Genomic DNA, 13,296 nt, shown 5'->3' on the forward strand with positions numbered 1-13,296 from the left:
CGCGGCTTACTGGCCCCAGTCGCGGAGGGTGACTTCGACCATCGCGAGGGAGAGGGTGCCGTCCGCCTCGACGTCCTCGACGCGCAGCGTGAGCATGCACTCGGGGCAGACGAGGGTCTCGCCCTTGCCCATCGGCGGGGTGGTGAGGTCGGTCTCGCACTCGGGGCAGACGGCGGTGAGGGTGGCGGTGGACATGCTGTTCTCCAAAACGTTGTCGGGCTTAGAGCGACTGGAAGTCGATGGCGGACTTGCGGATGGCGTCCCGGTCGAGCAGCGGCCGGCCCTCCTGCTCCTGACGCCGTGTGAGCCAGGCGGTGAAGGCCTCGATGTCGACGCCGGCTCCTTCCTCGGCCAGCGCCCACTTCACGAGGGCGGTGGTCAGGCGCGAGCGGACGCGCAGTTCGCGGGTGTTGCCGACGAGCTCGGCGGGGAGGGTCTCGTACGCCTCGGGGCTGGTGAGCTGGCCCGGCAGTTCGTAGGCGAAGGCGTGGGGGGTGGTGGGGCCGGACTGGAAGGCCTCGCCGAGGCCGGCTCCGCGCAGCGCCGCCTCGGACAGCTCGGTCAGGTGCGTGAGGTCGAAGCGGGTGTCGCCGTGGATGACGCGCAGCGAGGTCAGCAGTTCGGCCAGGGGGGCGTTGCCGCCCCGCTCGCCGATGCCGGCCACGGTCGTCGAGATCCAGTCCGCGCCGGCCCGGTGGGCGGCCAGGGAGTTGGCCACCGCCATGCCCAGCATGTTGTGCGAGTGGATCTCGATCTCGGAGCCGTCGATCGCGGTGAGGTCCGCGATCTTCTCCTCCATCTGCCAGGGCGAGAGGCAGGCGACCGTCTCGGCGAGCCGGAACCGGTCGGCTCCGGCCTCGAAGCCGGCGGTGACGTAGGGGACGAGGCGCTCGCGCGGGGTGCGGGCGCCGTCCTCGCCGCTGAAGGTCACGTGGAAACCGCGTTCCTTGGCCGACTCGATGGCCGCCCGTGCGACGTTGATCAGGTACTTGGTGCTCGGCGAGGCGAGCTTGAGCTGCGCGTGCTCCTGCGAGGTGGGGATCGAGAACATCACGGACTTGACGCCCAGGCGCAGCGCCTCGTCCAGGGCCTTCTCGACCTGCTGGCGGTCCCGCACCACGACCAGGGTCAGGCTGCGTTCGGCGCCCACCGCCTCGTGCGTGGCGAGGACGAGGTCGGCGTCCTTCGACGAAGGACCGGACACCATCCCCACCTCGACGAGGTCCACGCCCGTCTTCACCAGCAGGTCCGCGATGACCGCGGCATCCCGGGCGCCGAACTCGACGCCGGCCATGTGAGCGGAGTCCCGCAGGGTCGCATCGGATATGTGAGGCAGCCTCTTCGGGAGACCGTCGCCGTTCTCTGATACTGCCATTGCATGTGCTCCTTCTCCAGGACCCGTCGCAGGAACGGATCACCGAGTTGCTACAGGAAGGGATCGTGGGGCCGCATTCGCCTCGGGGGCGTTCTCGCGAAGAGGCTTCGGGCCGCAGATGGTGTCGGCGCCGAATCCGGTGGGAATGCGGTGGGCGCTGGGATAAATCTTGTTCGGCGGACCGGTGAGGCGTCAAGGAAGTCGGCGTCAGGCCTTCGTCGAGTTTTGTCAGGAAGTGTGAGGGCGGGAAAGGTCTGCAAGGTCGCGGTCATGCGCCGTCAACTGGCGTCAATTGCCGTTAATTCCGATGCCGGGCCGGTTGGCGGCGGGAATTTTTGGATTACCGTGGGGATTCACTTCGACAGACGGGTTATTTCCCCATGGACCTTTTCACCCTGCCGCGGCTCGGGGTTGTCGTACCCCCGGAGAATCCGACGGCGGAGCCGGAGTTCAACCGTCTCGCCGGTTCCCGGATGAATGTGTACACGTCCCGTTTCCCGGTGCTTCCCGGCACGTCCCTGCCGGAGATGCTGGAGACCTACAACGAGGTGCTGCCCGAGACCCTGGCGGCCTTCGGCGGGATGCGGCTGGACGCCGCTGTGGTCGCCTGCAGCGCTTCGCACTACCTGCTGTCCCCCGACGGGGACCGGGCGCTGTGTGACGAGCTGGGCGAGCGGGCGGGATTCCCCGTGCAGTCCTCGACCCAGGCCATCCTGGCCGCGTGCGAGGCGCTGGGGGTGGAGCGTCTGACGCTGGTCTCCCCTTACGAGCCGTGGCTGACCGAGACCTCGGCGGGCTTCTGGCGGAAGGCCGGCCTGGCGGTCGACCGGGCGGTCCTGGTGCCGGCCGGAGCGGACCGCTTCAACCCGTACGAGGTGACGACGCAGGCCCTCCTCGGCGCGGTGCGGCGGGCGGAGCTTGCCGATGACGGCGCGCTGCTGTTCACCGGCACGGGGATGTCGACCCTGGCCGCCCTGGACGAGCTCTCCCGCGACACCGACCGGGTGCTGCTGACCTCGAACCTCGCCAGTGCCTGGTGGGCGCTGCGGGAGGTGGGGGCGCACGACGCCCTGGCCGGCGGCCACCCCTTGCTGAGCCGGCTGGCTCGTACGACGTCCGCGGTCTGAGCCCGGGAAGGGCCGCGGCGGGCGCGGGGGAGCAGGTGGTCACGGGGGGCCGCCTGCTCCCGGCGCGTCGTCACGACACCTCGGAGGAGCGCTTCCGCCCGTGCCCGATGCGGTAGCCGACGCCGCGCACGGTGACGATCCACTTGGCGGACCCGAGTTTCGCGCGCAGGCTGCTGACGTGCGTGTCGATGGTGCGGCTGGACTCGGTGTAGTCGCATTCCCAGACCTTGGCCATGAGCTCTTTGCGGGAGACGACCCGCTCGGGGGTGGAGGCCAGCGTGTAGAGGAGCTCGAATTCCTTCGAGGTGACCTCCACGGGGCGGTCGTTCAGGCGGACTTCGCGGGATCTGCCGTCTATGTGCAGCGGGCGCAGCGAAATGGACTGCGGGGCGGTCGGGGACCGCGGGTGCGCGCGGCGCATCACGGCCTCGATACGGGCCATGACCTCCCGCACTCCCGTTGATTTGACCACGCAGTCGTCCGAGCCGGCCTGGAGGGCGAGAACCCGGTCCAATTCTGCGTCCCGGCTGGTGAACGTGATGATGGGGGTGTCGCCGGCGGCGCGTATGGCCCGGCACACCTCCAGGCCGTCGATGTCCGGCAGTTCGAGGTCGAGCAGGACCAGGTCGGCCCGTTGGTGCAGTTTCAGGGCGTCCGTTCCGGTGGCGACGCCTTTGGCGTCGTAGCCCTGCCGCCGCAAATTGCGCACCGTCGATTCTGCCGATGCGGAGTCCTCTACCACGAGTACATTCACCATATGCTCGTCGACTTCCTCGGATGGGCTGAGAAAAAAGGTTGTGGAAAAGGCTCAGGCACTCATGAGCAGGGGTTCACGGCTCTGCACCGCCGGCCGTACGACGCGGTCGTAGGCGTAGGCGGCGGAGACGAGCGTCATGTGGTGGTGCCAGCCCGGGAAGGAGCGGCCCTCGAAGTCGAGCAGCCCGTAGTCCCGTTCGAGGGCGGCCACCGTGAGAGAGGCCCCGGACTGGAGCCGGGCCAGGGCCAGCAGCTCGTCGGCGGGGCGGCCCAGCAGGTTGGTGATCCACACGCGTGCGGGGTGGCAGCCCGCGGGGCTCCTCTCGGTGAACAGCCGGTAGGTGCGGGGCTCTCCGGGCACGCGGACCAGCCCGGTCAGCAGGCCGATCCGGCGCTCCCGCCGGTCGGGCGCGGCCGTGCTCGCGGTGGGCGCGTGCCGGGCGGTGCGGCGGTGCAGGAAGCGCTGGGCGCCGAGGGTCTGGTGCGGTGTGTCGGGGGCGGTGCGGCCCGCGCCCGCGAGCCGGGGGTCGGCGGGGTGGACGTGCAGGCCGGCCGGTACGGCGACCACGAAGTCGTGGCCGCGCCTGCTGAGTCCGCTCAGCAGGCGGCCGGCGTCGTGGTGCTCGCTCATGTCGGCCACGACCGGTACGCGGACCGGGGGGACCAGCGCCGAGGTGACGGCGTCCACGAGGTCGAGGGCCTGCGCCCACATCGGCCGGTGGCGGGCGGACTCCGGGATGCGGGCGCGTTCGCGGCGCCGGGCGTCGTCGTTCCACTGCTCCGGCAGCATCAGCCGCCACTCGACGGGGACGTCCTCCTCGCCGGTGGACAGGAAGAGGCCGAGGCCGGCCTGGCAGCTGATGGTGCGTCCGAGGGCGGGGACGAAGCGGCGGTGCACGCCGCAGGTGTACTCGCCCCGTTTGGGCAGGACGGCGGTGCCGAGGGTCAGGGCCCGCGCCGTGGTGTGTGCTTCGGCCAGCCGGGTCAGCTCCTGCCGGGCCGGGACCCAGTCCCAGGGGCTGGAGTTGATGAACTGCTGGAGGGACTGGGAGGCGGTGGGCGAGGTGGAGACGGTGGCGGCCAGCCGGCGGATGGACTTCCTGCCGGGCGTGGACAGCAGCCCCTGGAGGTAGATCCGGGCCCAGCGGCGCTGGTCGGCGCGCGGCAGGTGGCCGAACAGCGCTTCGGCGAAGGAGGAGACCGGCCAGTCCTGGTCCGGCTCCGGCGTCGGGTGTGTTCGGTTTTCCGCCATGCTGCATTCCCCTCCCTGGCGTGATGAACTCGCCATAGCATAACGAACGTTCTCTTTTTTTAGGCCGTCGAGAACCAGCCCGTCTGCGACTTGACCAAGTCGGCCGGCGGCCGGCGGCCTCCCGGTCCGCGCCGCAGCGGCCGGTGACACCTTCCGGCCGCGCGCCGGCCGCACTCCAGCCGCACACCGGCCCGCGCCTGCCGCGCCCGTACGCCGACCTCGCGCCCCGGTGGGTACGTTGCCGCGGCCCGCTACACGATTGGTCGGGAACCCGCCAGTTTCGGTTCAATCGGTGGCAATCCGGGAAGGCGACGGGCCCCTCTCCAGTTGAGCCTGTGCCGGAACCGACCGGCGCCCCAGAAGAAGCGGAACCGACCACGCCGGCACCGGAGGTGACATGTGGCCGCACCCATGCGTCCAGCCCAGGGCCCCAGCCCGACCCCGGCGAGAATTCGCCACGGCCCGCGAACGGCCCCCCACTCGTTCGACGAGCGGGGCCATCATGGGCTCGCCTTGTTGATCGACCACGTGACCGAAGAGACCCCCGTGCGCGCACCTGGCCCACCCGCGGTGCGTCCTCGGCAACGGCGCACCGTCGCCGGCCCGGCCGGCAGCCCCGGGTGGGTGGAATCCGGAGAAAGCCCATGGTGAAACAGGAGAGAGCCGCACGGACCCGGGAGGCTCTGGTGCAGGCCGCCGCCGCGGCGTTCGACTGCGCGGGATACGAGGCCACGACACTGGCCAAGATCAGCAAAGCGGCCGGCATCTCCATCGGAGCCCTGACGTTTCACTTCCGGTCCAAGGACGAACTGGCGGACGCCGTCCAGGCACGGGGCGAGGCCGCCCTGCGGTACGCCGCGGACCGGGCGGCGGCGCGCGAGGAGGTGCCGCTGCAGGCCGCGGTCGCCCTGACCGTCGAGATCGCGCGGCTGCTGGAGGAGGACCCGACCGTCCGTGCCGCGGCGCGGCTCGCGCGCGAGCGCGTGGACGGCGCGACGGCCTGGTGCTCCCTCTGGCTGCCCACCCTCGACCGGCTGCTCGCGCAGGCCTCGCGCGGCGAACTGCGGCCGGGCACGGACCGCAAGACGGTGCTCGCCCTGGTGTCGTACCTCGTCACCGGCGCCGAGGGGTACGCCCGCAGCCGCGCGAAATCCCCCGGGAAGGCGGACGACAGCGCCGAGCAGCAGCTGACGCGGATCTGGGACGTGGTCCTGCCCGGGATCTCGGGCGGGGACAGGGTCTCCCCCTGATCCGGCGGGTGCGGGGTCCGGCCGCTCGCGGACCCCGCACCCGTGGCCGACGCCGCCGGCTGCGGCCGTGCGCCGACTGGTCCGGCGGATGCGGCCGTAGCCGGTGTCAGCTGCGGCCGTACGCCGGCGAGTCCGCCGTCACGGCACGGCCCCCGGCGCGGGCCGCGGCGGACCGGCCCGGGGCCGCGGGCTCCGCCGCCCCGCCCCCGTCGGGCCGCGGTACGCGGCCGCGCACCGCGCAGGTGCGGATGCGCGCCGCGCCGCCGTCGAGGACCACGGTCCAGGTCTGGTACTCGTCGAAGCCCAGCCACCGGCCGCCGTCCTGCGACGGGCCCGCCGCCCGGCCCCGCCAGGAGAGCACCAGCTCGACCACGCCGCTGAGCGGGGCGTCGAGGCGGACCCGCACCGAGGAGGCGGTGCGGCTCTCGTCCGCGTACCTGCGCCGGGCGCCCTCGTACCAGGAACGGAAGCCCTCCAGCTCCTTGTACGTGCCCTCGTGCAGGAACATCACCAGGCCGTCCGGGACGAGGAACGCCTGGACCTCCTCGGCCGGGGCGTGCCGGTCGAGCGCCGCGCACCATCCCTCGACGAGCCGGCGTACCAGGCCCTCGGTGAGCTGCGCGGTCCGCGCCGTGTGCATCCGGACTCCCTCCCCCGGCCGCTGACCTGTCTACGGGGCCGTGCCGGCCCGCTTGGCAGGGAACCCGTGGGTCCGGGCGGCGAGCACCACGACGAGGACCGGCGCCAGGAACACCAGGACGCTCCAGGGGAACGAGCGGGACCCGAGGAGGTCGAGGAGGATGCCGCCGACGACGCCGCCGCCCGCCATGGCGCCGTTCCACGAGGTGACGAGCATGGCCTGGGCGGCGTCGGCCGAATCCCCGCCCGCGTCGGCCACGGCCGTCTGGAGCAGCGTCGGGGCTCCGCCCCAGCCCAGGCCCCACAGCGTCACCGCGGCGTAGACCAGGACCTGGCTGTCGGACAGCAGGGCGAGGGCGGCGGCCGCCACGGCGATCAGCAGGGTGTTCACGATCATGAGGGTGCGCAGCCGGCGGTTGATCTGCGCGCCCACGACCCAGATGCTCACCAGCGACGCGATGCCGAAGGCCAGCAGGACCAGGTCGGTGGAGCCGCCCATGCCGACCTCGTCGAGGAACGTGGCGATGAAGGTGTAGAGGATGGTGTGGGCGAGGACGAGGACGAGGGTGACGAACAGGACCGGGGTGACGCCGGGGACGCGCAGGGCCCGCAGCATCGGGGGGCTGTCGCTCTGGCGCTGCCCGGGGTGGTCGGGGACGGCCGCCGCGATCCACCCGAGCAGGACGACGGTGAGCCCGGTCATGGCCAGGAAGGCGGTCTGCCAGCTGAGGGCCTTGCCGAGGAAGGTCCCCGCGGGGACGCCGAGGGACAGCGCGACGGGGATCCCGGCCATGGAGATCGCCATGGCCCGGCCCTGCAGGTGCGCGGGCGCCATCCTGCGGGCGTATCCGGCCAGCAGCGCCCAGGCCAGGCCGGCGGCCACGCCGGCGACGAAGCGGGCCGCCATCGTCAGGGAGTAGGAGGTGGAGACGGCGGTGACCGTGTTGGCGACGGCGAACCCGGCCATGGCGGTCAGCAGCAGCCGCTTGCGGCGCCAGGCGGCGGTGGCCGCGGTCAGGGGTATCGCCGTCAGGGCGGTGCCGATCGCGTAGATGGTCACCGTCTGCCCGGTCGCGGACTCACTGACGTGCAGGTCGGTGCTCATCGCGGGCAGCAGCCCGGCCGGCAGGGTCTCGGTCAGGCTCGTGATGAAGACCGCCGTGGCGAGGGCCAGCAGGGCGAGCAGCGGTAGTTTCTGCTCGTCGGCGGCGGGCCGCCGTACGTCGACGGGCACGTGTGTGGTCATGGAGTATCAGCTCAAACCTTCGCGCGTGTAGGGGTGGTGTCGGGGGCCGGACCGGGTGCCCGGTGCCCCAGGTGTCCGTCGAGCAGGGTCCGCAGCCGCCTTCTGCCGCGGTGCAGGCGGGAGTTGACGGTGCCGTTGGGAATGCCGACCAGCGCGGCGATCTCCTCGTACGGCAGGCCTTCGACGTCGGCGAGGTAGACGACGGTCCGGAAGTCGCCCGGTATCGCCTGCATCGCCTCGCTGATCACCGGGTCCGGGATCCGGTCCATGACCTGCGACTCCGCCGAGGGCAGGCCCTTGGAGGTGTGGGAGGCGGCGCTGGCGAGCTGCCAGTCCTCGATGTCCGAGGTGTGCGCGCAGCGCGGCTCCATCTGCTGCTTGCGGTAGTCGGTGAGGAAGGCGTTGGTGAGGATCCGCAGCAGCCAGGCCCGCAGGTTGGTGCCGGGGCGGAACTGGTGGAAGCTGCGGTACGCCCTGGTGTACGTCTCCTGGACCAGGTCCTCCGCGTCGGGCGGGTTGCGGGTCAGCCGCATGGCGTGGGCGTACAGCAGGGTTCGGTAGCCGACGGCATCGCGCTCGAAGCGAGTCGAGCGCTGCTCGTCCGTCTCTGCGGCGGGGACCGTGGTCGTGTCCGTCATGGGTGCTCTTGCGCTCCTGTACGCCCGCCGCACCACGGGAGTACAGGCGCGATCCGGCGGAGGACTGTGTGGGTCCCCACAGGTTACATATCGAGCGTTCGTTTTCCTTTGATGCGGCGAACATCCGTGACGGTCTTGGCAAGTTGCCCAAGCGGCTGCCGCGCGGACGGGCGGACATGCAAAAGCGCCGGGCGCCGCCCTTGCGGGCGCCCGGCGCTCACTGCGGCGCTGCGGTTACCTGGCGGTCCACCCGCCGTCGACGGGCAGGGCGGTCCCGGTGACGAAGGAGGCCCGGCCGCTCAGCAGCCAGGCCGCGGCCTGGGCGACCTCGGCGGGCTCCGCCATCCGCTTCTGCATGGAACGGGAGACGAAGGGCTCCTCCAGGGCGGGGATGTCGGTGAGCACCTGCTGCATGAGCTCGGTGAGGGTGCTCCCCACCACCAGCGAGTTGACGCGGATGCCCTGGCCGCCGTATTCGTCGGCGGCGGCCTTCGTCAGCCCCACCACCGCGTGCTTGGCCGCGATGTAGGAGGCGGTGGCCCCCGTCGCGAGGACGGCGGCCACGCTGGCCGTGTTCACGATGGAGCCGCCCGAGCCGGCGGCGAGCATGGCGCGTATCTGGTACTTCATGCAGTGCCAGACCCCGCGCAGGTTCACGTCGATGACCCGCTCGAAGACCGAGTCGTCGGTCTCGTGCAGGGGAGTTCCGGCCGTCGCCCAGCCCGCGTTGTTGAACGCCCCGTCCAGGCGGCCGTAGGCCTCCACCGCGCCGGCCACGACGCGCTCGACGTCCCCGGGGTCGGTGACGTCCCCGGCCAGTACGGTCGCCCGGCCCCCGGCCTCGGCGATGTCCCGGGCCACTGCGGCGAGTTGGTCTTTCCTGCGGGCCATCAGGACGACGTCCGCGCCTTCTGCGGCGAAGAGTCGCGCGGCGGCGGCCCCGATGCCGCTGGATGCGCCGGTGATCATGACTGCCTTGCCCTGGAGCAACCCCTCAACACGCATGTTGCGCATTCAACCACGGGGCTCCGGCCGGCTCCGCATGATCCTTCTCACAAGGCGCCGGTCCGTTCAGCCCACCCGCGACTCCGCCTTCCCGCGCTGCGGGTCGAGGTCGATGGCGGCCGCGACCGCGGCGGGGGCGAGGCCGGGGAGCAGGAACCGCCACATCCGGATCACCCGGTCCGTCAGGTCGGCCCGCCCGGACATCAGCTGGGAGTGCAGCTGGGTCCCGGTACACGTGCCGACGATGAACTCGGCCACTTCCGCCGGGTGGACCCCCTCCAGGAGCTCACCCCTGGCCACCGCCTCCTCCAGGCAGCCCTCCATGATCTCCTGCCAGTCGCGGAACGAGGTGTCGTCCCGCACGCCCAGGGCCCGCTGCTCCACGGCGAGCTGGACGCCGGCCCGCAGCAGCAGGTCGGTGCGCAGCCGCCAGGACCAGACCAGCGTGATGTCCACCAGCCGCTGCAGGCCCGCCGATCCGAGGTACGGGACGATCGTGTCGGGCTGCGCGTTCATGACGGCGCGGGCCAGCGCCTCTTTGTTGGGGAAGTGGAAGTAGACCGCCCCGAGCGTGACTCCGGCCTGCTGGGCCAGCGCTCTCATGGAGGTACCCCGGTAGCCGTGCTCTTCGAGCAGCGCCGCCGCCGCTCGGAGGATCTGGTCGCGCGTCTTGGCGGCGCGTTCCTGCTTGGGCTCGTGCATCGAGATCTCCATCGACAAACAAAAAGAACACACGTTATTTTATGACTCTCGGTCCCCCCCACCGCCCGCGACTGAGGTTACAACGAGGCCTGCTCGCCGTACCTGGAGTGAATCAGTGATCAACGTCCAGCCTGCGCAAGTCCGTTCCGCCGCCGCCCCGCCCACCCACTCCGCCGTTCCCGGCCGGCCGTTACGCCGCCCCACCTCGGCGGAGGCGATCCAGCTCCTGGTGCACAAACACAGACCGGCGGAGGTGCTCCTCACCGGCCTGCGGCGGCGGGGATCGGACGACTTCACCGTCACCGCCCGCTGGCCCGATGCGCACGTCTTCTACGAACGGCGCCTGGGCGCCTTCGATCCGCTGCTGTTCGCCGAGACCGTGCGGCAGAGCATCCCGTTCCTCTCCCACGTCGCCTACGACGTCCCGCTCGGACACCAGCTGATCTGGGAGTACTTCACCTACAGCGTCAACCCGGCCGCACTGCGGATCCAGCACCGCCCGGCCGTCGTCGAACTGCACATCACCTGCTCGGACGTCGTCCGGCGCGCCGCCCGCATGGCCGCGATCACCATGGACGTCACGGCGTTCGCCCACGGCAGGGAGCTCGGCTCCGCGCGCGCCCGGTTCACCAGCAACCCGCCCGCCCTCTACAAGCGCCTGCGCGCCGGGTACGCGGACCCGCTCACCTCCATGGCCGCGGCCCGGCCGGCACCTCCCCCGATACCCGCCGCCGCCGTGGGGCGCCTGCGGCAGGCGGACGTGGTGCTGTCCGCCACCGACGCCCCCTCGCGCTGGCTGCTGCGCAGTGACACCTCGCACCCGGTCCTCTTCGACCACCCGGTGGACCACGTGCCGGGCATGCTGCTGCTGGAGGGGGCCCGCCAGGCCGCGCTGGCCCGCGTGGGCGCACGGGACGCGCTGCCCGTCGCGTTCGACTCGACGTTCTTCCAGTACGTGGAGTTCGACGCCCCGTGCCGGATCGCCGCGGAGCCGACGCTGCCCGACCACCGGGGCCGGCCGCGCGTCGACGTCGTCGCGCTGCAGCGAGGGGGGATCGCCTTCTCCTGCATCGTGACCCTCGAACCGCGCGGGGCCGGCCCGTACGGCACAGCGCCGGCGGCCGTGTGACGCCTGCCCCGGCCCGGCACCCGCGGGCCGCGTGGGAAACCGGGAGGAGGCGGCGCAGGGCCGCCGACCGCCCGGGGCCTCAGAGGTGAGGGACGATCAGGGAGGGCAGCCGCCGCATGTCGGTGAAGACCACCGTTCCGGGCAGCGCCAGCCATGCGGCGGGTGTGAGGCCTCCCGCGTAGCCGAAGCCGCGCATTCCGGCGGCGCCGGCGGCCTGGATGCCGAAGCGGCTGTCCTCGACGACCGCGCACCGGGACGGGTCCACGCCCAGGGAGCGGGCGGCGTGCAGGAACAGGTCGGGGGCGGGCTTTCCGTGCTCGACCTCGTGGGCGCTGAAGATCCGGCCGGCGAACCGGTCGTACAGCCCGACCCGGCCCAGGGTGTGCCGCATCTTGTCGTGGCTGCCGCTGGAGGCGATGCACCACTGCTGCGGTCCGAGGCCCGCGGCACGGAGGCCGTCGAGGGCCTCTGCCATGCCGTCGACCGCCTGCAGGCCGGCGTCGACCGCCTCGGCGTGCAGCGTGCGGAAGCGCTCGTCCCAGACGCGGGCGGTTCCGGGGCCGAGCCGGGCGGCGATCTGCTCGCCGATGGAGGTGGTGGAGCGGCCCACGAAGCGCTCCATGACCTCGGCCTCGGTCAGCGGCCAGCCCAGCTCCGCGCCGAGGGCCACGTGCGTGCGGACGGCGATGGGCTCGCTGTCGACGAGTACTCCGTCGCAGTCGAAGACGACGAGTTCGACCGGCGCGGCGGACTCGGCCTCGCGGACGCGTGGTGCCTCGGCGGCCCGGGCGGAGGGCGGGGGCGGGGCGGTCGTGGTCATCGTGTCGTGCCTTCCGTGGGAGGGGCTCGGGGACAAGATCACACAGCCGGTCGGGGGCGGACAAGCAGCGGAAACGGTTCCCGGGGTGCTCCCGGCTCCTCGCCCCGTCCTCGCCCCGCGGACCCGGCGGGGAAAGACGTGAGTACCGTCTGTGCATGCACATCGATGAGCCGGGCGCGCCGCAGCGGGGGCACGTCCTTCTGATAGCGGGTGACGCCGCCGTGCGGCGGCGGGCCGTGCAGGTGGCGCCGAGTGCCAATGTGGCGGCGGTGGCGGCGGTGCCGTCGGCGGTGCTGCTGGGCAGTCAGGTGCCCAGCGACACCACCTATCTGGACGGGGCCCGTGATCCCCACACCGTGCTGCTGCGGTTGCGGGCGGCGGCCGCCACTTCCGGGCCGCTGCTGGTGTACCTGTCGGGGCGGCTCACGCTCGACCGGCGGGGGCGGCACCTGCACCTGGCGCTCGCGGGGACCACGGCGTCTTCGGTGCGGTACACGGCGTTCCCGTGGGAGTGGCTGGGGACCGAGCTGCGGGCCCGGTCCGCCGGGCTGACCACGGTGGTGCTCGACCTGGTGGCCGACAAGAGCGCGTGGCCGGTGCTGCAGGAGTACGGGAGCCTGCCCGGTTCGCCGTCCGCCGAGGTGTACGGGGTGGTCGTGCCGCCCGCGTTCGCCGGCGGGCACGACGGCGTCAGCCCGTACACGCGGCACTGGGTGGAGCAGTTGCGGCGGGGCCCGCACCGGCCCGGCAACGTACAGGTGCACGCCTTCGCGGTGGGGGCGGCCGCGCTGCCGCCCGGCACGCTGGTGCTGCCGGCCACCCGCGCGCTGAGTGCCCAGCCCGCGCAGTCGCAGTCGCAGTCGCAGTCGGCCGAGGATCCGCGGCCGCACATCCACGCGCTGGCCTCCGGGGGCCGCCACGAGGAGGCGGCCGCGCTCGCCCGGGCCTGGGAACAGCACGCGCTGCGGGCCTGCGGGCCGGGCTCGTCGGAGGCGGCCCACTGGGCGGAGATCCGCGCCGACCTCGCCCGGATGGCCGGCGACTACAGGCTGGCGACCCGGCTGTGGATCCGGGCCGGGACGACCCGCCTGGAGCGGCATGCGCCGGACGCCCCGGAGGTGCTGGCCGCCGGGGCGGGTGCGCTGTACTGCTGGACCCAGCTCAAGGACCAGGCCGCGGCGCGGGAGGCCGGCCCCGAACTGCTGCGCCTGCTCGGCGCCCTGCCGTCGCTGGAGCCGCGGCTGCTGCACCTGACGCAGCAGCGGCTCCAGGCGCTGGACTCGGTGGCGGGCCGGCACTGATCCGCAGCTCCCGGCCCGGCATGCGGGCCGGGCCGGTGCGGGGGTGTCCGCGTGTC

14 protein-coding genes are annotated in these 13,296 nt (G+C 72.6%); 4 read left to right on the forward strand and 10 right to left on the reverse strand.

What is annotated here, in order from left to right; translation table 11 throughout:
• Positions 1-6: 6 nt before the first annotated feature.
• Together ABZ128_RS05595 and ABZ128_RS05600 are read right to left on the reverse strand one after the other, a co-directional pair.
• Positions 7-195 carry a lysine biosynthesis protein LysW gene (locus tag ABZ128_RS05595; RefSeq protein ID WP_356846210.1) on the reverse strand — a complete coding sequence of 63 codons (189 nt, stop codon included), beginning with the start codon at positions 193-195 and terminating at the stop codon, positions 7-9.
• A 25-nt stretch (positions 196-220) separates the two neighbouring features.
• A complete protein-coding gene (locus tag ABZ128_RS05600; RefSeq protein ID WP_356846211.1) occupies positions 221-1,375 on the reverse strand; it encodes a LeuA family protein in 1,155 nt (384 codons plus the stop codon).
• Positions 1,376-1,755: 380 nt separating this feature from the next.
• Here ABZ128_RS05600 and ABZ128_RS05605 point away from each other — a divergent pair, with 380 nt between their 5' ends.
• The gene (locus tag ABZ128_RS05605; RefSeq protein WP_356846212.1) at positions 1,756-2,502 is read left to right on the forward strand and encodes an arylmalonate decarboxylase; all 747 of its coding nucleotides are present in this window, start codon (positions 1,756-1,758) and stop codon (positions 2,500-2,502) included.
• Positions 2,503-2,572: 70 nt separating this feature from the next.
• On the opposite strand, the gene ABZ128_RS05610 is transcribed toward ABZ128_RS05605, so the two are convergent.
• Both ABZ128_RS05610 and ABZ128_RS05615 read right to left on the reverse strand, forming a co-directional pair.
• Complete coding sequence (locus ABZ128_RS05610; protein ID WP_356846213.1) at positions 2,573-3,259, reverse strand: response regulator transcription factor; 687 nt, start codon at positions 3,257-3,259, stop codon at positions 2,573-2,575.
• A 51-nt stretch (positions 3,260-3,310) separates the two neighbouring features.
• A complete protein-coding gene (locus tag ABZ128_RS05615; protein ID WP_356846214.1) occupies positions 3,311-4,510 on the reverse strand; it encodes a transposase in 1,200 nt (399 codons plus the stop codon).
• A gap of 644 nt (positions 4,511-5,154) precedes the next feature.
• On the opposite strand from ABZ128_RS05615, the gene ABZ128_RS05620 reads away from it, so the two are divergent.
• Positions 5,155-5,760, forward strand: a complete 606-nt coding sequence (locus ABZ128_RS05620; protein WP_356846215.1) for a ScbR family autoregulator-binding transcription factor — start codon at positions 5,155-5,157, stop codon at positions 5,758-5,760.
• Positions 5,761-5,866: 106 nt separating this feature from the next.
• Here the strand turns inward: ABZ128_RS05620 and ABZ128_RS05625 are convergent, their stop codons facing one another.
• The 5 genes from ABZ128_RS05625 to ABZ128_RS05645 form a co-directional block, all read right to left on the reverse strand.
• Positions 5,867-6,400 (reverse strand): nuclear transport factor 2 family protein, encoded by a 534-nt coding sequence (locus ABZ128_RS05625; RefSeq protein WP_356846216.1) that lies wholly within the window; start codon positions 6,398-6,400, stop codon positions 5,867-5,869.
• Positions 6,401-6,430: 30 nt separating this feature from the next.
• Positions 6,431-7,645 carry an MFS transporter gene (locus ABZ128_RS05630; protein ID WP_356846217.1) on the reverse strand — a complete coding sequence of 405 codons (1,215 nt, stop codon included), beginning with the start codon at positions 7,643-7,645 and terminating at the stop codon, positions 6,431-6,433.
• Positions 7,646-7,656: 11 nt separating this feature from the next.
• The gene (locus ABZ128_RS05635) at positions 7,657-8,283 is read right to left on the reverse strand and encodes a sigma-70 family RNA polymerase sigma factor (RefSeq protein ID WP_356846218.1); all 627 of its coding nucleotides are present in this window, start codon (positions 8,281-8,283) and stop codon (positions 7,657-7,659) included.
• A 234-nt stretch (positions 8,284-8,517) separates the two neighbouring features.
• Positions 8,518-9,288, reverse strand: a complete 771-nt coding sequence (locus ABZ128_RS05640; RefSeq protein ID WP_356846219.1) for an SDR family oxidoreductase — start codon at positions 9,286-9,288, stop codon at positions 8,518-8,520.
• A 66-nt stretch (positions 9,289-9,354) separates the two neighbouring features.
• Positions 9,355-9,990, reverse strand: coding sequence for a ScbR family autoregulator-binding transcription factor (locus tag ABZ128_RS05645; protein WP_356846220.1), 636 nt, complete (start codon positions 9,988-9,990; stop codon positions 9,355-9,357).
• A gap of 229 nt (positions 9,991-10,219) precedes the next feature.
• Between ABZ128_RS05645 and ABZ128_RS05650 the strand changes: the two genes are divergently transcribed.
• Positions 10,220-11,119, forward strand: coding sequence for a ScbA/BarX family gamma-butyrolactone biosynthesis protein (locus ABZ128_RS05650; RefSeq protein WP_356846221.1), 900 nt, complete (start codon positions 10,220-10,222; stop codon positions 11,117-11,119).
• Positions 11,120-11,198: 79 nt separating this feature from the next.
• Here the strand turns inward: ABZ128_RS05650 and ABZ128_RS05655 are convergent, their stop codons facing one another.
• Entirely contained in the window at positions 11,199-11,939 is a 741-nt protein-coding gene (locus ABZ128_RS05655; RefSeq protein WP_356846222.1) for an HAD family hydrolase, read from the reverse strand.
• 155 nt (positions 11,940-12,094) lie between these two features.
• Between ABZ128_RS05655 and ABZ128_RS05660 the strand changes: the two genes are divergently transcribed.
• Complete coding sequence (locus ABZ128_RS05660; RefSeq protein WP_356846223.1) at positions 12,095-13,240, forward strand: hypothetical protein; 1,146 nt, start codon at positions 12,095-12,097, stop codon at positions 13,238-13,240.
• Positions 13,241-13,296: the final 56 nt, after the last annotated feature.

It is taken from the genome of Streptomyces sp. NPDC006326, assembly GCF_040612915.1.
Classification (GTDB): domain Bacteria; phylum Actinomycetota; class Actinomycetes; order Streptomycetales; family Streptomycetaceae; genus Streptomyces.

Excerpts from the sequence above, each read along its gene's own strand:
- ABZ128_RS05595 (WP_356846210.1), bottom strand. The coding sequence starts at position 195 with ATGTCCACCGCCACCCTCACCGCCGTCTGCCCCGAGTGCGAGACCGAC.
- ABZ128_RS05600 (WP_356846211.1), bottom strand. The coding sequence starts at position 1,375 with ATGGCAGTATCAGAGAACGGCGACGGTCTCCCGAAGAGGCTGCCTCAC.
- ABZ128_RS05605 (WP_356846212.1), top strand. The coding sequence starts at position 1,756 with ATGGACCTTTTCACCCTGCCGCGGCTCGGGGTTGTCGTACCCCCGGAG.
- ABZ128_RS05610 (WP_356846213.1), bottom strand. The coding sequence starts at position 3,259 with ATGGTGAATGTACTCGTGGTAGAGGACTCCGCATCGGCAGAATCGACG.
- ABZ128_RS05615 (WP_356846214.1), bottom strand. The coding sequence starts at position 4,510 with ATGGCGGAAAACCGAACACACCCGACGCCGGAGCCGGACCAGGACTGG.
- ABZ128_RS05620 (WP_356846215.1), top strand. The coding sequence starts at position 5,155 with ATGGTGAAACAGGAGAGAGCCGCACGGACCCGGGAGGCTCTGGTGCAG.
- ABZ128_RS05625 (WP_356846216.1), bottom strand. The coding sequence starts at position 6,400 with ATGCACACGGCGCGGACCGCGCAGCTCACCGAGGGCCTGGTACGCCGG.
- ABZ128_RS05630 (WP_356846217.1), bottom strand. The coding sequence starts at position 7,645 with ATGACCACACACGTGCCCGTCGACGTACGGCGGCCCGCCGCCGACGAG.
- ABZ128_RS05635 (WP_356846218.1), bottom strand. The coding sequence starts at position 8,283 with ATGACGGACACGACCACGGTCCCCGCCGCAGAGACGGACGAGCAGCGC.
- ABZ128_RS05640 (WP_356846219.1), bottom strand. The coding sequence starts at position 9,288 with ATGCGTGTTGAGGGGTTGCTCCAGGGCAAGGCAGTCATGATCACCGGC.
- ABZ128_RS05645 (WP_356846220.1), bottom strand. The coding sequence starts at position 9,990 with ATGCACGAGCCCAAGCAGGAACGCGCCGCCAAGACGCGCGACCAGATC.
- ABZ128_RS05655 (WP_356846222.1), bottom strand. The coding sequence starts at position 11,939 with ATGACCACGACCGCCCCGCCCCCGCCCTCCGCCCGGGCCGCCGAGGCA.
- ABZ128_RS05660 (WP_356846223.1), top strand. The coding sequence starts at position 12,095 with ATGCACATCGATGAGCCGGGCGCGCCGCAGCGGGGGCACGTCCTTCTG.